The organism is Kitasatospora sp. NPDC054795, assembly GCF_053611565.1.
Window position 1 is genome coordinate 13558 of record NZ_JBSHAP010000104.1, and the last position, 19247, is coordinate 32804.

Annotated in this window: 18 protein-coding genes and 1 pseudogene; 9 read left to right on the forward strand and 10 right to left on the reverse strand. The window is 74.4% G+C overall.

Annotation, left to right across the window (positions count from 1 at the left end; genetic code table 11):
- Positions 1 to 5: 5 nt before the first annotated feature.
- The 5 genes from ACWGJO_RS30460 to ACWGJO_RS30480 form a co-directional block, all read right to left on the reverse strand.
- Positions 6 to 1685 carry a (2,3-dihydroxybenzoyl)adenylate synthase gene (locus ACWGJO_RS30460; RefSeq protein WP_452188638.1) on the reverse strand — a complete coding sequence of 560 codons (1680 nt, stop codon included), beginning with the start codon at positions 1683 to 1685 and terminating at the stop codon, positions 6 to 8.
- Positions 1682 to 2893: an isochorismate synthase DhbC gene (gene dhbC / locus ACWGJO_RS30465; protein ID WP_452188660.1), complete on the reverse strand. Its 1212-nt coding sequence runs from the start codon at positions 2891 to 2893 to the stop codon at positions 1682 to 1684. The genes ACWGJO_RS30460 and dhbC overlap by 4 nt, the downstream gene beginning before the upstream one ends.
- A gap of 157 nt (positions 2894 to 3050) precedes the next feature.
- Entirely contained in the window at positions 3051 to 3797 is a 747-nt protein-coding gene (locus ACWGJO_RS30470) for a 2,3-dihydro-2,3-dihydroxybenzoate dehydrogenase (RefSeq protein WP_401050943.1), read from the reverse strand.
- Between the two features lie 392 nt (positions 3798 to 4189).
- The gene (locus tag ACWGJO_RS30475) at positions 4190 to 4348 is read right to left on the reverse strand and encodes a hypothetical protein (RefSeq protein WP_452188662.1); all 159 of its coding nucleotides are present in this window, start codon (positions 4346 to 4348) and stop codon (positions 4190 to 4192) included.
- Positions 4349 to 4588: 240 nt separating this feature from the next.
- Positions 4589 to 5818 carry a CapA family protein gene (locus ACWGJO_RS30480; protein WP_452188640.1) on the reverse strand — a complete coding sequence of 410 codons (1230 nt, stop codon included), beginning with the start codon at positions 5816 to 5818 and terminating at the stop codon, positions 4589 to 4591.
- Positions 5819 to 6187: 369 nt separating this feature from the next.
- Between ACWGJO_RS30480 and ACWGJO_RS30485 the strand changes: the two genes are divergently transcribed.
- The 4 genes from ACWGJO_RS30485 (at position 6188) to ACWGJO_RS30500 (ending at position 10395) form a co-directional block, all read left to right on the forward strand.
- Positions 6188 to 6970 (forward strand): universal stress protein, encoded by a 783-nt coding sequence (locus tag ACWGJO_RS30485; RefSeq protein WP_452188641.1) that lies wholly within the window; start codon positions 6188 to 6190, stop codon positions 6968 to 6970.
- Positions 6971 to 7119: 149 nt separating this feature from the next.
- Positions 7120 to 8424, forward strand: a complete 1305-nt coding sequence (locus tag ACWGJO_RS30490) for a M48 family metalloprotease (RefSeq protein WP_452188642.1) — start codon at positions 7120 to 7122, stop codon at positions 8422 to 8424.
- Between the two features lie 87 nt (positions 8425 to 8511).
- Positions 8512 to 8934, forward strand: a complete 423-nt coding sequence (locus ACWGJO_RS30495; protein WP_359904334.1) for a MarR family winged helix-turn-helix transcriptional regulator — start codon at positions 8512 to 8514, stop codon at positions 8932 to 8934.
- A gap of 306 nt (positions 8935 to 9240) precedes the next feature.
- A complete protein-coding gene (locus ACWGJO_RS30500; protein WP_380538075.1) occupies positions 9241 to 10395 on the forward strand; it encodes a PP2C family protein-serine/threonine phosphatase in 1155 nt (384 codons plus the stop codon).
- Between the two features lie 164 nt (positions 10396 to 10559).
- Here the strand turns inward: ACWGJO_RS30500 and ACWGJO_RS30505 are convergent.
- Positions 10560 to 11873: pseudogene (locus ACWGJO_RS30505) on the reverse strand (ABC transporter substrate-binding protein).
- A 4-nt stretch (positions 11874 to 11877) separates the two neighbouring features.
- Positions 11878 to 12471, reverse strand: a complete 594-nt coding sequence (locus ACWGJO_RS30510; protein WP_452188644.1) for a hypothetical protein — start codon at positions 12469 to 12471, stop codon at positions 11878 to 11880.
- Here ACWGJO_RS30510 and ACWGJO_RS30515 point away from each other — a divergent pair.
- The 4 genes from ACWGJO_RS30515 (at position 12470) to ACWGJO_RS30530 (ending at position 15497) form a co-directional block, all read left to right on the forward strand.
- Positions 12470 to 13297, forward strand: coding sequence for an ATP-binding cassette domain-containing protein (locus ACWGJO_RS30515; RefSeq protein WP_452188646.1), 828 nt, complete (start codon positions 12470 to 12472; stop codon positions 13295 to 13297). The two genes, ACWGJO_RS30510 and ACWGJO_RS30515, sit on opposite strands and share 2 nt — an antisense overlap.
- Before the next feature lie 154 nt (positions 13298 to 13451).
- Positions 13452 to 13784, forward strand: coding sequence for a type VII secretion target (locus ACWGJO_RS30520; RefSeq protein WP_452188648.1), 333 nt, complete (start codon positions 13452 to 13454; stop codon positions 13782 to 13784).
- 2 nt (positions 13785 to 13786) lie between these two features.
- Entirely contained in the window at positions 13787 to 15046 is a 1260-nt protein-coding gene (locus tag ACWGJO_RS30525; protein ID WP_452188664.1) for an amidase domain-containing protein, read from the forward strand.
- Positions 15047 to 15050: 4 nt separating this feature from the next.
- Entirely contained in the window at positions 15051 to 15497 is a 447-nt protein-coding gene (locus ACWGJO_RS30530; RefSeq protein ID WP_452188650.1) for a hypothetical protein, read from the forward strand.
- Between the two features lie 363 nt (positions 15498 to 15860).
- Here the strand turns inward: ACWGJO_RS30530 and ACWGJO_RS30535 are convergent, their stop codons facing one another.
- Both ACWGJO_RS30535 and ACWGJO_RS30540 read right to left on the reverse strand, forming a co-directional pair.
- Complete coding sequence (locus ACWGJO_RS30535) at positions 15861 to 16634, reverse strand: GNAT family N-acetyltransferase (RefSeq protein ID WP_452188652.1); 774 nt, start codon at positions 16632 to 16634, stop codon at positions 15861 to 15863.
- Between the two features lie 4 nt (positions 16635 to 16638).
- Entirely contained in the window at positions 16639 to 17190 is a 552-nt protein-coding gene (locus tag ACWGJO_RS30540) for a MerR family transcriptional regulator (RefSeq protein WP_452188654.1), read from the reverse strand.
- 104 nt (positions 17191 to 17294) lie between these two features.
- Here ACWGJO_RS30540 and ACWGJO_RS30545 point away from each other — a divergent pair, with 104 nt between their 5' ends.
- Positions 17295 to 18257, forward strand: a complete 963-nt coding sequence (locus ACWGJO_RS30545) for an imine reductase family protein (protein WP_452188655.1) — start codon at positions 17295 to 17297, stop codon at positions 18255 to 18257.
- On the opposite strand, the gene ACWGJO_RS30550 is transcribed toward ACWGJO_RS30545, so the two are convergent.
- A complete protein-coding gene (locus ACWGJO_RS30550; RefSeq protein WP_387694463.1) occupies positions 18211 to 18999 on the reverse strand; it encodes an SDR family NAD(P)-dependent oxidoreductase in 789 nt (262 codons plus the stop codon). The two genes, ACWGJO_RS30545 and ACWGJO_RS30550, sit on opposite strands and share 47 nt — an antisense overlap.
- Between the last annotated feature and the right edge of the window lie 248 nt (positions 19000 to 19247).

A 19247-nucleotide genomic window follows, 5' to 3' on the forward strand; every position in this document is an offset into this window, starting at 1 on the left:
GGCGCTCAGCGGCCGGTCAGCGAAGCCGCGATCGCGGCGCGCAGGTCCTTCTTGCTGACCTTCCCGATCCCGGTGGCCGGGAAGGCGGCAACGAACTCGACCCGGTCCGGCACCTTGTACTCGGCGAGCCCGCGCTGCCGCACGAACCTCTTCAACTCGACGCTCTTCGGCGGCCTTTCGCGGTGCCCGGCACGCAGCACAACGTAGGCGCAGGTGCGCTCGCCCAGGTACGGGTCGGGCATCGACACCACCGCCGCGTCGTGCACCGCGGGGTGCGCGAGCAGGTGGTTCTCGATCTCCTCGGCGGCGACCTTCTCGCCGCCCCGGTTGATCTGGTCCTTGGCCCGGCCCTCGACCACCAGGTGGCCGGTCGGGGTGCGCCGGACCAGGTCCCCGGTGCGGTAGAATCCGTCCGCCGTGAAGGAGTCGGCGTTGTGCTCGGGCGCGTTCCAGTAGCCGCGGATGGTGTACGGCCCGCGGGTGAGCAGGTGGCCGGTGGCGCCGTCGGGCAGGTCCCGGTCCTGGTCGTCCACCACCCGGACCTCGTCGTCCGGCGAGATCGGCCGGCCCTGGGTGGTGGTGATCAGCTCCTCCGGGTCGTCCAGCCGGGTGTAGTTGACCAGTCCCTCGGCCATCCCGAACACCTGCTGGAGCGTGCAGCCCAGCACCGGCCGCACCCTCCGGGCCGCCTCCTCGCTGAACTTGGCGCCGCCGACCAGCAGCACCTCCAGGCTCTCGTACCCGCGGGCGCCGCGCTCGGCGGCGTCCAGCCAGAGCAGTGCGAGCGGCGGCACCAGCCCGGTGATGGTCACGCCCTCGCGCTCGATCAGCGGGAAGGCCGTCTCCGGGGCGGGCTGCGGGCAGAGCACCACCCGGCCGCCGGCGTACAGCGTGCCGAGCGAACCCGGCGAGCTGAGCGGGAAGTTGTGTGCGGCGGGCAGCACGCACAGGTACACGCTGTCCCGGTCCTGCCCGCAGAGCTCGACCGAGCTGCGCAGCGAGTAGATGTAGTCGTCGTGGGTGCGCGGGATCAGCTTCGGCACGCCGGTGCTGCCGCCGGAGAGCTGGAGGAAGGCGACGTCCCCGGGCCCGGGCTCCCCGCCGAAGGCCTCCGGTCCTGGACCGTCGCAGGGCACGTCCGCGAGCCGGACGTGCTCGCCCGGGTCCTCGCCGGCCACCAGCACCAGCCGCAGCGCGGGGTTCTCCGCCTGTACCCGGGTGGCGAGTTCGCGGTAGTCGTGACCGCCTTCGACGGCCGGCACCACATAGGCGACCGCCCCGGTGAAGGAGCAGAAGTACCCGATCTCGGCGTACCGGTGGGCAGGCAGCGCGAAGACCGGCAGCGCACCGATCCGGAACAGCGCGAAGACGACCTCGAAGAACTCCGCGGCGTTGGGCAGTTGGACCACCACCCGGTCCCCGGCCCGGATGCCTCGGGCGAGCAGCCCGGCGGCCATCCGGTCGGCCCGGAGGTCGAGTTCGGCGTACGTCCAGCGCCGCTCGGCGGCCGCCACCGAGTGACCGCCCGGGTCGACGACGGCGATGCGCTCGCCGTGCGCGGCGGCGCGTTCGCGCAGCATCCGCCCGAAGGTCTCGCCGCGCCAGTACCCGGCGTCCCGGTAGCGCTCGGCAAACTCGGCGGGGTACGGGGTGAAGCCCGCCCGAGCGGTCTCCAGCGGCGTCACCGGGCCACCCCCGCGGCGTCCAGGAAGGTGCGGAACTTGGCGCTGGTCTCGGCGAGTTCGGCCTCCGGCCGGGACTGCTCGACCACGCCCGCGCCGGCGTACACCCGCAGCGTCCGCTCCTGCGCCTCGGCGCAGCGGATGGTGACCACCCACTCGCCGTCGCCGGTCGCGTCCTCCCAGCCGACCATGCCGGTGTAGAGGCCGCGGTCGAAGGGCTCGACCTCGCCGATCACCCGGCGTGCGACGTCGGTCGGCGTGCCGCAGACCGCCGGGGTGGGGTGCAGTGCGCAGGCCAGTTCCAGGGCGGAGACCGCGGGGTCGGCCAGCTCGCCGCGGATCGTGGTGGCCAGGTGCCACATCGCGGCCGTCCGTACCAGGGTGGGACGTTCGGGCACTTCGAGAGTGCGGCAGTACGGAGCCAGCGCCTCGCGGATGGCGTCCACCACGACGGCGTGCTCGTGCAGGTCCTTGGGCGACTCCAGCAGCGCGGCGGCGCGCCTGACGTCCTCGCCGAGGTCCTCGCTGCGCGGGACCGAGCCGGCCAGCGGGTTGGCCAGCACGGTCGTTCCCCGCCGGGAGAGCAGGAGTTCGGGGCTGGCGCCGATCAGGGTGCGGCCGCCGCCGGACGGGACGGCGAAGGTGTAACCGCCCGGGTCGCGCCGGGCCAGCCGCTGCAGGATGGCGGGCAGGTCGAGCGGCTCGGCGGCGCTCAGCTCCAGCATCCGGGCCAGTACCACCTTGCTCAACTCCCCGCCGCGCAGCCGCTCGACGGCCGCCGCGACGCCGGCGCCGTACGCCTCCGGCGCGGGCACCGGGGCGATCTGCCAGTCGATCCGCTCGGCCGCCGGCGCGGGCAGCGCGATCAGCGGGTCGTCGCGCAGCGCCCCGGCGGTGCGGATCCGGGCGGGCACGGCGAGTTCGACCCGGCTGTCCCGGTCGAACGCCACCGCACCGACCACCAGCGGCCGTTCGACCCCGTCCCGGCCCGCCTCGGCCAGCGTCTCGGCGACCCGCACCGGCAGCGGCCGCCCGTCCTGGGGCACCCGGGCGTGCACGCCGGAGCCGAGCAGGGTGCGGGTCGGCGAGGCGAAGAACGCCTCGTCGGAGCCGGCCCGGTACTGGCCGAGCAGTCCGCTGGCCGCGCCGATGACGGCGTGGTCCGGGCCCTCGGCGAGGGCGGTCGCCGGGGCGTCGGGCCCGGCGGGTATCGGCCCGGCAGGGGCGTGGTGCACCGTGGTCACGGCGGTCTCTCCAGTCTGGGACGGTTCTACGGGGGACGAGGAGGAACGGGAGGGCGGCGAGGAGCAGGAGCGCGGGCGAGGAGGAGGGACGGGCGGGGCACCGATCGGCACCGCCCTGCCCCGCTCAGGCGCGCAGGGTCGCGCCGCCGTCGACGTACAGGTCGTGCATGGTGATGTGCCGCGCCCGGTCGGAGGCCAGGAACACCACCGCCTCCGCGATGTCGGCGGGCGCGGCTATCCGCCCGAGCGGGATGCCGACCCGCCAGGCGCCCGGGTCGCCCTCGATCACCCGGCGTTCGGCCGCCTCGGCGTCCTCGCCCCACAGGGCGCGCTGCATCTCGGTGTCGGTCGACCCTGGCGACACCACGTTGCACCGCACCCCGGACCGGGCGAGTTCCAGCCCCAGGCAGCGGGTGAACATGGTGGCCGCCGCCTTGGACGCCGCGTAGGCGGCCATCCCGGCCCGCGGCACCCCGGCGGCGTTGGACCCGACGGTCACGATCGCCCCGCGCCCGCGGTCCGCCATCCGACGGCCGACGGCCCGGCCGGTGTGGAAGACCCCGGTGGTGTTGACGGCGAAGGTGTCCGCCCAGTCCCCGTCGGAGAGTTCGACGACCGGTGCGGTGCGCAGGATTCCCGCGACGTTCACCAGCGTGCCGATCGGCCCGAGTTGGCGTTCGATCAACTCCACGGCGCCGTCGACGGCCTGGGCGTCGGACACGTCCAGCACGTACGGACGCACCGTCGGCAGCTCGGCCACCAGGGCGTCGAGCCCGCCACGGTTGCGGTCCACCGCCGCGACGACGGCTCCCTCGGCCACCAGCGCCCGCACCACGGCCGCGCCGATGCCCTGCCCGGCACCGGTGACCATCGCGACGGCACCGGCGAATTCGGACTGTTGCTGCACAGGACATCCCCTCCGACCAGCAAGATTAGGCAAGCCTAACCTAACACAGCCGTTCGCCTGCATCGAGAGCCTGTGCGAACGTCAACTCACTCCCGCTGGTGCCCCGGCGGCCTCTGCGTCTGCGTCTGCGTCCTCGATGTCCCTCCCGCGGCCTCGGCGTCTGCGGCAGTGGCGCTGGTCGTACCCGTGGTGCTGGTGGACGTGGTCGCAGTGTCCGGCGGGTCCCTACGGCAGGCGGCTCGCAAAGATCAGGTCGGAGCCGTCACAGCCCTCACCGTCGAGGTGTTCCACGCGGCGCTGGCCGGCCCGCAGGGCGACGCGCCGGGAGGCGAGGTTCTCCGGGCGGACACGGGCGATCAGGGGAGGTCGGGGGCGTGGGCGGACGCCCCGGCGGCGACGGTGGTGGCGGCCTCGGTCGCCACGCCGCGACCCCAGGCGGCGGGAGCGAGCCGGTGGAAGAGGTCGAGGATCGGCAGACCCGCCAACGTCATCGGCTTGATGCCGCAGAAGCCCAGTACGGCCGGGGAGTCGTGCTCGCGGACCGTCCAGTGGCCGAAGCCGTGGCGCTCTCATACCGCGCCCCGGCGGCCGTACAGCCCTTCGGCCTCGGTACGGGTCGCGAGGGCGTCGGAGGGGTTGTGGACGCAGGTGGCCGGGTCCCGGTGGACGGCGAGGACGGCGTCGATGTCGCCCTCGGCGGGGCGCAGCAGGGAGAGCCGTTCGGTCGTCAGTTCCTCGTGCCCGACCAGCGCGGGCTAACGCGGGACGGCGGGGGTGGTGGCTGCCTTCGTGGGACCCGAAGGGGCCTTCGCGGGAGCGGTGGGGGTCGTCGCCGGAGCGGTGGGGGCCGACGGTGCCGCGCCGGGGCCGGCCGGGGCCCGGGAGAGGCCGGCGCAGTCGCGCAGGCCGTCGCGGCGCTTGAGGGCGGCCTCGGCGGTGGCGCCGCTGACCGGCTCCGGGATGCCCTTGTCGTCGATGGTGGCCGGGGTGAAGGCCTCGCCGGTCACCTTGCCGTCGGCGGTGAGGGTGAGGGTGGTGACGCCGGTCTCGTTGGAGTTGGGGTAGTTGGAGGTGCCGTACCAGAGGAAGTTGCCGAAGCCGTAGCCGATGTAGGTGTTGCCGAGCATGCCCGAGCCGACCATGGTGTGCGCGTGGGTGCCGACCACGGCCGTGGCGCCCGCGCCGGCGAGCTTCTTGGCGATGGTGGTCTGCGGACCGGTCGGACAGGCCTTGCCCTCGTCGCCCCAGTGCAGGTAGACGAGTACCACCGGAGCCTGCTGCTTGGCCGTCTCCACCGCCTTGACCAGCGCCGGCACGTCCAGGGCCGAGGCGATGCCCGGCTTGTTGGCGCCGGCCCGCCACTTCTGGTTGGTGAGGTCCTCGACCTGGCTGGCGGCGACCACCGCGACCTTCACCCCGCGCACGGTGGTGACGTACGGGGCGTACGCCTCCTTGGCGTTGCGTCCGAAGCCGACCACCGGGATCGGCGAGGAGTCCTTCGCGGCGAGGGTGTCGGTGAGGCCGTCGGCGCCGAAGTCCACGGCGTGGTTGTTGGCCATCGAGACGACGTCGACGCCCGAGTCCTTGAGTACCGACAGCGCCTTGGGCGAGGTGCGGAAGGTGTACGTCTTCGGCTCCGGGGCGCCGCGCCCGGTGATCGCGGTCTCCAGGTTGAGGACGGACAGGTCGGCGTCGGCGAGGGTGCGGGAGATCGGGCCGAGCGCGGGCTCGGGCTGTTGGACGGCCAGCCGGGCCTCGGTGCGGCCCTCGAAGTGGACGTCCCCGGCGAAGGCGACGGTGATGGTGCCGTCGGGCCGGGGCGGGGCACTCTTGCCCGGGGCCGTGCCGGAGGGCGAGCCGCCCGGCGCCGAGGACGGCGGGACGGGGGCGGCGGACGCCGGGGCCGGTTCGGGGTCGTCCGGCCCGCAGGCGGCGACGGCGGTTATTCCGACGAGCAGCGCGACGGCGGCCGCGACACGGCGCATGAGTGGATCCCCCCGAGGATGATGCAAGAGCGGTCAGCCTACGCCACCGAATCACCACCCCTCGGACCCAAGCCCGCAACATTCCGGCCACAAGGGACACCCCCGGGCCGGGGTGGGCATCGACGGCCGGACATCGACCTGCGGACATCGCCGGCCGCGCATCGCCGGCCCGGCATTACCGGCTCGGCATTACCGGCTCGGCGTCGAGGGCCCGGCATCGACGGCCGATCGCCGGACGGACCCCTGGCCCGACCGTCCCAATGGCCCCGACCGACCCGGCCACCGTGTCCCTGGCGCGGAGGCGGGCGGGGCGCGCAGCGTGGTGTGCAGGGAGCGAGTCCCGCGCCGAAGGCCGGGAGGTGTGGCGTAATGGGCAGCAATCAGATCTCCGCCGTGGGCGGCAGTCCCCCGTCCCTCACCCGGGAGCACCGGATCGTGGTCGGGATCGACGGCTCCGGGCCGTCGAAGGCGGCCCTGCGCTGGGCGGTCGGCCAGGCCGTGCTGACCGGCGCGGCGGTGCACGCAGTGGCGGCCTGGGAGTACCCCTCGCTGTACGGGTGGTTCGCGCCGATGGTGGACGACGGCTTCGAGCGGACCGCCCGCCGCACGCTGAGCGCCGAGATCAACGAGATCCTCGGCCCGGACCGCTCGGTGGAGGTCCGGGAGAGCCTGGTGCTCGGCCACGCCGCCGAGGTACTGCTGGAGGCGGCGGAGGGGGCCGACCTGCTGGTGCTGGGCAGCCGGGGCCGGGGCACCTTCGCCCGGACGCTGCTCGGCTCGGTGTCCACCCGCTGCGCCGTGCACGGCGCCTGCCCGGTGGTGATCGTTCGCGCCGACGGGACGGTGGCCGCCCCGTCGTCGGCCGCGGCCGGCGGCGAGGGCGTCGAGCAGCCGGCCCCCGGCGCCGTGCGCACCAAGGACTGGCAGCTCAGCCTGCACGTGGTCGAGGACGAGGACACCACCCGGGTGCACGCCGTGCTGAACGCCGACGGCGACGTGCTGCACAGTGACGCCCGTTCCCGCCGCAACCCGCGCGACGCCCCGGCCCCCGCCGTCGGCGACGAGTTCGCGGTCGGCCGCGCCCTGGTGGACCTCGGCCACCAACTGCTGCGCTCCGGCGTCCACGGCGCCACCGGGCCCACCGAGGAGTGAACCGCCGCCCGCGGGCGACCGCCGGACCGCGGCATGCGCATCGCCCCGTCGGGTACGCCATGCTGAATCACCGCTGCATCACCGCTGGACAGTCGCTGAACCGCCGTACCGCCCCTCCCGCGACCCGACCGGAAGAGCCGCACCCCGCCATGGACACCACCCCGGCCCCCGAGACCCCGGCCGCCGAACCCCCGAACCCCGAGACCGCGATCCCCACGGTCGTGACCTCCGAGACCGCGGCGTCCGGGACCGCGACCTCCGACTGCGCCCCGCCCGGCGAAGCCCCCGCGCCGGACTTCACCCCCGACGAGCGCGCCCGGGGCCGCGCGCTGCGCCGCGCCCAGCTGCCGTGGGCACTGGGCGGACGGCTGGCGGGCCTGGCGCTGACCCTGCTGCTCGGCCTCACCCCGGCCGGTGCCACCCTGGTGACCGCCGTCGGCGGCTGGTTCGGCGGCTCCCGGACGGCCGGGGTACTGGCCGGCGCGGCGGCCCTGGTGGTGCTCGGCCAGGCGCTGCAACTGCCGTTCGGCGCCGGGGCGCGGACCGTCCGGGCCCGGTACGGGCTGGTGACCCAGGGCTGGGCCGGCTGGGCGCTGGACGCCGTACGCGGCCTCGCGCTCACCCTCGTCCTCGTCCTCCCGCTCGCACTGGGCCTGTTCGCGCTGACCGCCTGGTCGCCGCAGCGCTGGTGGCTGCCGGCGGCGGGCGCGGCGGCGCTGCTGACGGCCGCGCTCTCCTTCCTCCATCCGCTGCTGATCGAGCCGGTGTTCAACCGCTTCTCCCCGATGCCCCCCGGGGAGCTGCGCGCCGCGCTGCTCGCGCTGGCCCAGCGGGACGACGTCCGGGTGCGGGACGTCCTGGTCGCGGACGCCTCCCGTCGCACCACCGCGCTCAACGCGTACGTCTCCGGGTTCGGGGCGACCCGCCGGATCGTCGCGTACGACACGCTGCTGACCACCGCGGAGCCGCGCGAGGTGGAGCTGGTGGTCGCGCACGAGCTGGGCCACGTCAAGCACCGGGACGTGCCGGTCGGCACCGCGCTGGGCGCGGTCGGCGCGGCCGTCGCGGTGGCCGTCCTCGGCCTGCTCGCCGCCTGGCCGCCACTGCTGGACGCGGCCGGGGCGACGGACGCGGCGGACCCCCGGGCACTGCCGCTGCTGGCGGCGCTCGCGGCGCTGCTGGGCGCGCTGTCGGGGCCGCCGCAGTGCGCGGTGAGCCGCCGGATCGAGGCCAGGGCGGACCGGCACGCCCTCGAACTGACCGGGGACGTCGAGCAGTTCGTGGCCATGCAGCGCAGACTGGCCGTGGCGAACGTCTCGGATGTCGACCCGCCGAGGGTGCTTGAGCTACTGTTCGCCACTCACCCGAGTGCGACCAGGCGGATCGCCGCCGCCCGCGCCTGGCGGGCCGCACCGGAGCAGCGAGCGCCGGGGCGACGGGCAGCGGGGCGATGAGCGCCGGAGCGGTGAGCACCGGAGCAGCATGCGATCCCGGGCAAATCCGTTGTATAGTGCAACAAATATCGAGGAGATAGGAACGCCGTGCCCGGCCGCCAGTCGTCCATCGAGACCATCCAGCGCGAGCTGACCGCCTTCGCCCGCCGCGCCCGGCACAAGGCCTCCCAGCTGCACCCCGACCTCTCCCTGGTCACCTACAGCATCCTCGACCTGATCACCGAGCGCGGCGGCTGCCGGGCCGCCGACGTGGCCGCGCACTTCATGCTCGACAAGTCCACCGTCAGCCGCCAGGTCACCGCCCTGGAGAAGCTCGGCCTGCTGGCCCGCGAGACCGATCCGGACGACCAGCGCGGCCAGATCCTGCGCGCCACCGAGGCCGGCCTCACCCTGCTGCGGGACGCCAACGAGCAGCGCCGGCTCTCCTTCACCGCGCGCTTCACCGACTGGTCGGACGAGGACGTCGCCCGCTTCGCCGACTACCTGGCCCGGTACGGCCAGGAGGGCTGACCGGGCCGCCCGCCGGACGGCCCTGCGGGAAGCGGGTCGGGAAGCGGGTCGGGATGCGGGACGGGACGCGGGACGGGACGGGACGCGGGATCGAAGCGCGGGCCGGGGAAAGTCGCCCGGAACACCGGCCCGAGGAGACGGTCGAAGGGGCCGACCGGAGAGCCGGTCGAGCCCTTCCGGGTGCGCCCCGCCGCCTCCACGGTGTACAGAGGAGGAGTGCCCCTCCGGCAGCGTCCCGATGCGCCGCACCGCTCGAACGCGACGCACCCCCCCGACCGCCGCCGCGCCTGGCTGCCCGACCGCCGGGTGCTGACGGCGCTCACCCTCGCGCTGATCGTGCTGATCGCCGTGGTCGACATCCTCTCCCCGCCGGACATCCACCTCGGCCCGCTGCTGATCGTCGCCCCCGCCCTCACCGCCTCCTTCGCCGGACCCCGGGCCACCGCCGCGGTCGCCGCGCTCGCGTTCGCCGCGCTGACCGTCATCGGCGCCGTCCGCGACAGCCTGACCAGCGCGAACATCGAGACCCAGCTGAGCGCGCAGCTGATCGTCTCGGTGCTGATCGTCGGCCTGCGGGTGCTGCGCGAGCGGCACGAGCGCGAGCTGGCCCGGGTGCGCTCGGTGTCCGAGGCCGCTCAGCGGGTGCTGCTGCGCCCGCTGCCGGAACGGATCGGACCGCTGCACCTGGCCTCCGTCTACCTGGCCGCCGAGGCCGAGGCGCAGGTCGGCGGCGACCTGTACGCGGCCGCCCGCACCGCCACCGGCACCCGGCTGCTGGTCGGCGACGTCCGCGGCAAGGGACTGTCCTCGCTCGGCGACGCGGCCCTGCTGCTCGGCGCCTTCCGCGCCGCCGCCCACCTGCACGCCGAACTGCCCGACCTGGCGGCCTACCTGGACGGCAGCGTCAGCTGGGACCTCGCCCAGCTCGCCGAACAGTCCCGACGGGACCGACGCGACCGGCGTGAGCGACGCGAGCGGCAGGGCCTGCAAGCGTTGTCCGCCCTGCCCCTCCCCTCGCCCGAGGAGCCCCCCGAGGAGAGCGGCGAAGCCGGAGAATCCTTCATCACCGCCGTCCTGCTCGACATCCCCGACGACGGTTCCCCGGTCCGCCTGATCGACTGCGGCCACCCGCCCCCACTGCTGCTGCGCGCCGGCGGCATCACCACCCTCGCCGCGCACCACCCCTCCCCGCCGCTGGGCCTCGGCGAACTCGCGCCGGCGCGGTACGAGGCGGAGACCTTCCCGTTCCGGCCCGGCGACCGGCTGCTCATCTACACCGACGGCGTGATCGAGGCCCGCGACGCCCAGCGGCGTTTCTACCCGCTCACCGAACGTGTCACCGCCTGGCACTCCGAGCGCCCCACCGCTCTGCTCCAGAGCCTGCGCCGCGATCTGCTCGCGCACGTCGGCGGCAGGCTGGACGACGACGCGGCCATGGTGGTGGTCGAGCGGCTGCCGTGAGGGCGGGCGACCGACAACAGCAAGTAACGGATGACGGATAACAGATGACAGATTTCGAAATCTGTCATCTGTTATCCGTCATCTGAAAGCTGTTCCCTGAAAGCTGTTAGCTGAAGTCCGTCGGCTGTCGGCTGTCGGCTGTCGGCTGTCGATCGGACCCTGCGCTACGGCTTGTACGGCAGCTGCGGCACGTCGAAGCAGTTCGTGGTCATCGACGGCACCTGGGTGACCCAGCCGCTCTGCCCGCCCTGGGCCGAGTCCTGCCAGCGGGCGGCGTTCAGGCATGCCCGGGTCGGCCCGGTCCGGGTGGTAGCGGGCCATCGCGGCCCGGAGGTCGTGGACCGCCGGGTACTGCTCGTCCTCGTAGTTCAGGCTCGACGAGGTCGCCCACAGCGCGTTGCGGCAGTCCGGCGAGGAGGCGTAGTCGGTGCGCACCGTCTCCGACCAGTTCTGCACGTCGGTGACCTTCGCCGCCACCGCCACCGTCACCCCGGCCTCGTCCAGCGCCCGGCGCAGCGCCGCGTTGCCCCGGGAGTCCATCGCGTCGAACAGCAGCTGCGAGCCGTCGGCGTGCACCGCCGCGGCCACCGCCTGGAAGTTCGGCAGCGCGAAGTCCACCGTCTGGAGCAGCACCCGGTACCCCTCGGCCTCCAGCCCGGCCTTCAGCTGTCCGGCGTAACGGGTCGAGTCGGCCTGGTTGCAGGCGACCACGGCGGCGCTGGTCGCGCCCAGTCGCTTTTTGAAGAACCGGAAGACCTCGGTGCTCTGGTGGAGCGTGCCGTTCCAGCCGACCGACCGCCCGTCGCGCGGGGCGGCGCTGCCGTAGATCCCGTAGAGGTGCGGCCGGCGGTCGTACTCCGTGCCGATCGGCTGGCCACCGACGTCCGGCACCGCATTGCCGCTCAGTACGGGGCGCCCGCGTAGTCGAGGACGCTGCCGCTGACGAAGGCGAAGACGTGTTCCCGATCGATCAGCCGGTGCACGCAGTCCTGGTTGCCGACCCCGCTGCCGCCGTCGTCGCAGGTCACCAGCCGGACGGTGCGCCCGTGCAGGCCGCCGCGGTCGTTGAGGGCCCGGAAGAAGGCCTGGGCGCCGTAGCGCGGACCGCTGAACACCTCGCTGCCGACCGGGCCGGTGAGCGAGGTGACCAGCCCGATCCTGATCTCCGTGGCGGTGACGCCGGTGTCGGAGGCGGGGTTGCCGCCCCCGGCCGCGCCGGTGGCTCCGGTCGCGCCGGTGGCTCCCGCAGCGGGGGAGGCGAGGGTCGGGCGGGTCGTGAAGGCCTCGGCCGGCAGCCGGGTGCCGCAGCCGGTGAGCAGCGCCGCGAGCAGCGCGGCGAGGGGCAGCAGGAGGACCGCGAAGCGGGCAGTGAGGGCGCCGCGGGAACGGTCCGGGCGGACCGCCCCCGGGACACGGCCGGGCCGCCTGCGCGGGAGCGCGTCGTCGGCCCGGCGGCGCGGCGGGGCGGTCGGCCGCATCCGGTCAACTGCAGCCGGGGATCGGGGTGGCCGTGGGCCCGCCGGCCTGGGCGAGCAGACCGCACAGGGTCGAGCGGGACACCTTCCAGGTGCCGTTGTCGAGGACGGACTGGCCGGTCGCGCTCGGCTCCACCACGTTGCCCTGCAGCGAGAGCGCATAGGTGACGGTCGCGTCGCTCGCGTCGGTGAACGCGACGTCGGCGACCTTCGCCTGCACCTGGCCGACCCTCGGGTCCTGGGCGAAGCCTTGGAGCGCCGGGAGCAGTTCGTCGCCGCCCTGGAGCAGCTGGGCCTTGTCGGCGATCGGGGTGTCGGGGTCGAAGAACTTCTCCCAGTTGGTGGTGATCTCCCCCTTCGCGGCGGCCGGGTCGGCGGGGGCCGTGCCGGCGGCAGTGGCGGTGGCGGTAGCGGGGGCGGACTCGGTGGCGGTCGCCGTGACGGTGGCACCCGTCGCCGCCGGGGAGGTGGCCGCGGAGCCGGACTTGCCGTCGCTGCCGCACGCCGCCGCCGTACCCGCGAGCAGCAGGACGAGCAGGACGGTCGCCGCCCGCCGGGCCCGGCCGCCGTCCTCGGGGGTGCCGCTTCGCGTCACGTGCATGGTGGTCTTCCCTCTCGACTGCGCCGTCCGGGCCCTGCTCTCCGTATCCCGGATGCTGTTCCAGGCCGATCCTGGAAACGTCTCAAGTGACACCATGAAGGCGGATCCATGGACGAATCACAATCCGACGGAGAAATCACCCGTAACGCCCCGGAGGGTTCGCCCGTCCGGCGCGGCGGCCGCCCGCTGCGCGCCGTCCGGGACGGGTTCCTCCGGGACGGGTTCCGTCGGACTCGGCCGCAACGGGGCCGGGCGGACCAGCGCGCTGCACGCCCCGGCCGGGGTGGTGCCGCTGTCGGGCGGGCGGGCGCTCTGGCGGGGCCGGGACATCGGCGGGCTGTCGGTGCACCAGCGGGCGCGGCGGGGTCTGGCCGTGGTCCCGGCCGGTCGCGGGGTGTTCGGATCGCTGACCGTGGCCGAGAAGCTGCTCCTGGGCGGGCCGGGGCGCGCCGAGGTGCTGGGGCTGTTCCCGGAGCTGATCGCTCTGCTGGGCCGCCGGGCCGGCGTCCTGTCGGGTGGCGAGCAGCAACTCGTCGCTGTCGGGCGGGCCTTGGCGGCTCGGCCCGCTCTGCTCCTGCTGGACGAGCCGGAGCACGGCCTGGCCCCGGCCGTCGCCGCGCGGCTGCACGCCCACCTGCTGGCCGGAGCCGCCGACGGCCGTACGGTCGTGCTCGCCGCGCAGTCGCTGCCGCACACCCTGGCCGGGGCCGCGGTGGTGCACATGCTGCACCGGGGCGAGGTGGTGTTCTCCGGCGAGCCCGGGGAGATCCTCCCGGGCGGCCTCCTCCCGCCAGGTCCGGACGAGGCCCGGTTTCCGCGCCGGTGACCGGCTGCCCGGTATCCGACAGGAAGCAAGGCAACCAGCCCTGTCGAATTACTTTCTCATGACTTTCGGATGACCTTTCCCTTCCAAACTGGTCGTTACCATGGCCGCACCCATGTCGATCGGGATCGACATAGCCGGGTAGGGGGGCCTGACCGTGAACCACATCCACGTCCAGACACATGCGTTGCGACAGTCGGCGAACGGCCTCACGGAGGCCGCCAAGACCTTCGGCCCCGTCGGGCACTGGCTCGACAACAGCCACACGGCCGCCGACGCGATGTCGGCCTGGGACTCCGGCCCGGCGCTGAAGGACTGCGCCGACGCCTGGCAGGCCCACGTGAAGTCGGTCGTCGATCAACTCCATCTGTACTCCTCACAGTTGCACGAGTCGGCGCAGTCCTACGACCAGGCCGACCAGGAGTACGCCCGCCGGCTCGACGCCGCACTCGGCGACCTCGGGGGCGCGGAACCGGGGCAGCAGCCGTGACGATGACCATCGCGGCGCTCAAGGCCGCCAACAGCATCGACGTCGATGCCGCCGCCGGCTCCTGGCTCGCCCTGTCCAAGCAGGCGTGGCAGGCCGTCAACGACATCCATGCCAACGGTGTCGACCCGCTCAAGGAGAACTGGAAGGACAAGGTCGGCGAGGCCGCCGGCCGCAAGCTCCAGGAGCAGGCCCAGATCCTGGAGGCCAGCGCGGACATCATGCGCGGCGTCGTCATGATCCTCGACGGGCTGAGCGCAGGCATCACCCGGGCCAAGCTCACTCTGAACTCCGCCCTGGACATGGCCCGGCAGTACGGCCTCACCGTCGACGAGACCACCGCCACCGTCCACGGCAGCGGCGGCGCGGCGGCCTCGAACGACAACGCCGTCCAGGAGGTGGACGCGATGCTCCAGGAGGCGCTGCGCGAGGCCGCCCAGGCCGACAAGCTGGCCTCCGCCGAACTGCGCAAGCTCGCCGCCGCGACCTGCGAGACCGACCCGCGCAAGGCGCTGGACCAGCTCCAGCGCGAAGCCTCGCAGACCGAACTGTCCATGTACGCCGGGGGCATCCCCAGCGGCCAGGACCCCCGGCTGGTCGCCGACTGGTGGAAGGCGCTGACCGACAACCAGCACAAGCAGCTGATGCTCTCCGACCCCGTGACCCTCGCCAACCTCCCGGGCATCCCCGACGACGTGAAGGTGGGCCTGCGCGGCGGGCCCAACGCCAAGTACGACCGGGTGAAGACGGTGCAGTGGGCGCTGGAGAACTGGAACGACACCACCATCGACGTCTTCGACGACAACTGCACCAACTTCGCCTCCGAGGCGCTGCGCCAGGGCGGCGTGCACGCCAAGTGGGACCAGTGGTGGGGCTGGCGCGGGGACGACACCTGGGGACGCAGCGACGACGCGGGCGGCGACTGGCTCGACCAGCGGCTCGACTATTCGAAGAGCTGGGCCGGGGCGCAGAACATGCACGACTTCATGCTGCGCCACGGCGGTCAGGAAGTGCCGCCGGGCGAAGTGAAGCCCGGGGACATCGTCTACTACGAGGAGGACTCCGACCAGGACTCCCAGGACAAGAAGGGCGTCGTCCACCACACCGCGGTGGTGACGGCGGTGACCCCGGACGGGGACATCCGCTACACCCAGCACAGCGGCGGCCAGCAGAACGCGAGCATGGGCGGCCGGATCGACAGCTTCCAGGAGCAGCGCGGGCACCAGAAGCTGCACTTCGTCCGCGTGAATCCGGACTGGTACTAGGCGTATGAGTGAAGAACGGCGCTCCCCGTGGTGGCTCCGGGCGGGCGGCCCGCTGCTGCTCGCCTGCCTCGGGTGGGCGTGCGGCGTGCCGACGCTCGTCGCGGACGGCGACATCCACGGGCTCGTGAGCCGCTGCCAGGACAGCCCCGGCGCCCCGGCCCCGGTACTGCCGCTCGCCTGGGCGGGGTTGGGGCTGGCCGTCGTCTCGGTGTTCTGGGGCGGCTGGCAGCTCGTCACCGCCGTGCGCCGCAGGACGTTCCGGATCGGCCCGGGGCACGCCCTGTTGTGCGTACTGCTGCCGCTGGCGGCGATCGGGGTGCCGTTCCAGTACGCCCTGGTGCAGACCGCCGTGCACGACACCGGGGCTCAGCGGAGCAGTTGCTTCGGGCAGGGCCCGCTCACGGACGCGGTCGATCCGGCCGCGGTGCCCCGGACACGGCTCCCGGCCTGATCGCCGCCGGGCGCCCCGGCGCACGAACCCGAACCCGAGACCGAGGCTGAGAGCGAAGCCGCCGAGGGCGGCGGGCACGACGGCCGTCGTGCCGAGGACGCGCGGGTGGTAGAGGTCGAACACGCCGAGGCTCCTCCCCGGGGACCCGGACGGTCCCCGCTCGTGGTGCCTCAACGATGACCCCGGCCGCCCCTCCCCCGCATGTACCGAACGGCACATCCTGAGCAGCGGCACCCCCGTACTCCCCTGCCGATCGGCCCAGTTCCCCAGGTCCCGGCCCATCTGGCCCCGGCACCTTCGGCTCCCGGCCCCTCGGCTCCCGGCACCCTCGGCTCCCGGCCCCTCGGCCGCCCTCGGCGGGGCCTACGGCTGGCGCACGTAAGGGGTCGTCGTGCTCACCCAGGCGAAGCCGAGGCGCTGGAGGATGGGCCGGCTCTGGTCGCTCGCGTCGACCTGGAGGTACTGGTAGCCGAGTTCGGCCGCGAGCCGGGCCCGGTGGGCGATGAGGGCCCGGTAGATGCCCCGGCCGCGCCAATCCGGTGCGGTGCCGCCGCCCCAGAGGCCGGCGAACCCGGTGCCCGGGACCAGCTCCATCCGGGCGCCGCTGACCGGGCGGTCGCCGGCCAGCGCGACGACCATGCTGACCGTCGGGGTGCCGTGCCGCAGGTGGTCGAGCAACCGCGCGCGCAGTCCGGGGTGCTCGGAGCCGAAGGCCTGTTCGTGGGCCTCCATCAGCAGGTCCACCCCGGCCGGGTCGGTCACCGGGAGCAGCCGGACCCCCTCGGGCAGGGCGGCGTCGGTGGGCAGGTCCGCGATCCGGGCGAGCATCAGCGCCTCGTCCGGCTCCGGGGTGAAGCCGGCCGCCAGCAGCCTGGCGCCGAGGTCGGCGGGGCGGTCGTGGGAGTAGGCCTTCCACTCGAACTCCAGGCCCAGTCCGGCGAAGTGGCGCACCTGCGCGGCAATCGCCGCGTCCGCGCCGGCCTCGTCCAGGCCGGACCAGACCACGCCGTTCCAGCTGTGCTCCGGGCCCACCTGCCGGATCACCGCACCGTCGCGTTCGACGCGACAGCCGGGGTCGGGCGGCACGTTGCGCCGGAGCCGGTCGTCGAACAGGGCGAGCACCTCGTCATGATCCATCCGCTCACTCCAGCACGGCCCGGGAACGCGCGCCATCGAGTTTCCGTGCCGCCGACCGCGGGCGACGGTCCCCGGCGGCGGCAGCGCCCGCGGCGGTCGCACCCGCGGGGGACGCGCCCGCGGCGGTCGCATCCGAGGGGGAAGCATCCGCGCCCGGCGTCCGCTCCGCCGCCCCGATCCGGCCGGACCGGATCGCCTCGCCCGGCGCCCGAGCACCCATGATGGCGTCCAACAGGCCCCGGGCCCGGGCGAGTTCGTCCATCCGCCGGGTGATCCTGGCGCGCTCCCTGGCCAGGCCGGCGAGCAACTCGGGGCAGGTCGGACCGGGCGGGCGCCGCCCGGGAAGCGGCAGGCCGTGGAGGATCTCGGCGATCACGGTGCTGTTGAGCCCGGCCGCGAGGAGGGTACGGATGCCCCGAACGGTGTCCACGTCCCGCTCGTCGTACTCGCGGTAGCCGCTGGGGCGGCGCTCGGGGGCGAGCAGCCCCTGTTCCTCGTAGTAGCGCAGGGCGCGCGGGGTGACACCGGCGCGCCGGGCGAGTTCTCCGATCCGCATCGCGGACACCTCCTCGGCGGAGCGTCCGCGCCGTCCGCCGCGACGTTCCACCGTGCCTCTGCGCCTTGACTCTGCCGTCGGCGTGAAGCTCTAGCGTAGCCGCCGTGCCGAACGAACGATCTTCCTCAACCACCCCTGCCCGAACCGCCGTTGCCGTGCTGGGCCTGGGCCCGATGGGCCGGGCGCTCGCCGGGGCGCTGCGGGCCGCCGGACATCCGGTCACCGTGTGGAACCGCACGCCGGGCCGGGACGCCGAACCGCTCGCCCTCGGCGCACGGTCGGCCGCGAGCGCCGCCGAGGCGGTGGCGGACGCCCCGCTCGCGCTGCTCTGCGTCCGCGACCAGCCGGCCGCCCGTAGCGTGCTGGAGGCGGCCGGAACGGCGCTGCGCGGCCGGACCGTCGTCAACGCCACCTCGGTCTCCCCGGACGACGCGCGGGCGAACGCCGCCGACGCCGAGGCCCGGGGCTTCCGCCTCCTGGACGCCGCGGTCCTCACCCCCACCCCGACCGTCGGCCGCCCGGAGGGCACTGTCCTGCTGAGCGGCGACGCCGAGGCCTTCGCCGCCCACGAGGCGGCGCTGCGGGCGCTGGGCGGCACCGTACGCCACGTGGGCGCGGACCCGGGGCGGGCGAGCGCCTTCGACGCCGCCCTGCTCGACCTGTTCTGGACCACCGTGCACGGCTACCTGCACGCCCTGGCGCTGGCCCGCGCCGAGGGCATCGGCGGCGTCGAACTCGCCCCGTACGCCCAGGGCCTGCCGCGCCTGCTGCCGCCGCTGATCGACGGCTACGCGCAGCGCGCGGACGAGCGCAGGCATCCGGGCGACCGCAGCAGTCTCGCCTCCGCCGAGGCCGGTCTGGCGCACGTCGCGCACACCGCCCGGGCGCGTGGCCTGGACACCTCCGTACTGGACGCGGCGCTCGCCCTCACCCGGACGGCGGTCGGCGCCGGGCACGGGGCGGACGGGGTGTCCGTCCTGGTCGAGCTGTTCGCCGGGAGCCGGCCGTCCGGCGGCGGCATTACTGCGCCAGGTACCCGCCGTCCACCGGCAGCACGACCCCGGTGACGAAGGACGCGTCGTCGGAGGCGAGGAAGAGGACGGCCGCCGCGACCTCGGCCGGGTCCCCGAGCCGCCCCATCGGGTGCCGCTTCTCGATCGCCCCGAGGTACTCCGGGCCACCGGGCTCGTCGTACAGCCGGGCGACGCGCGCGGTGGTGATGGTGCCGGGGGCGACGGCGTTGACCCGGATGCCGCGGTCGGCCCATTCCACGGCGAGGTGTTTGGTGAGGCCGGAGGCGACGAACTTGGCGGGCCCGTACACCGCCTGGCCGCGCTGACCGGCCTCGCCGGAGATGGAGGACAGGCAGACGATCGAGCCGCCGGGCCGGTCCTGGGCGGTCATCGCCTCGATCGCGTACTTGCAGGTGAGGAACATGCCGCGACCGTCCACCGCCATCACGTGGTCCCACTCCTCGGCGGTGGCCTCGGTGATCTCCATCAGGGGGATGATCCCGGCGTTGGCCACCAGGACGTCCAGTCGCCCGTGCCGCTCGACGGCGGCGGCCACCATCCGGCGGGCGTCCTCGTCCCGGGCCACGTCACCGACCACCGTGCTGACGGCACCGGGGAATCGTTCGGCCAGCCGGTCCAGCCCGGCCGCGTCCACATCGGTGGCGACCACCGACGCGCCCTCCCGGGCGAAGCGTTCGGCGACCGCCCTCCCGATGCCGTTGGCCGCACCCGTCACCACACAGGAGCGGCCGGCCAGCCGCCCGCCCGCAGGGCTCTCCGCGTTCACAGTCACCATGGCGGGACTCTATCCAGCCGACGGCCGGGAGCCGGGGCTCTTCGGCCGGTACGCCGGATCCGGACGGTCGGCGGCGCAAAAGCGGTCCCGGAGCGGTCCCAGGACGGCGCGAAGCGGCGCGAAGGGACCCCAAAGGGAGCATGAAGGGACCGCGAAGGGACCGCGAAGAGGCCCCGAAGCGACACGGAGGGAGCGCCAGGACGACGCCGGCGGAGAACCGGAACGGCGGCGGCCGGGACCGTCGGTAC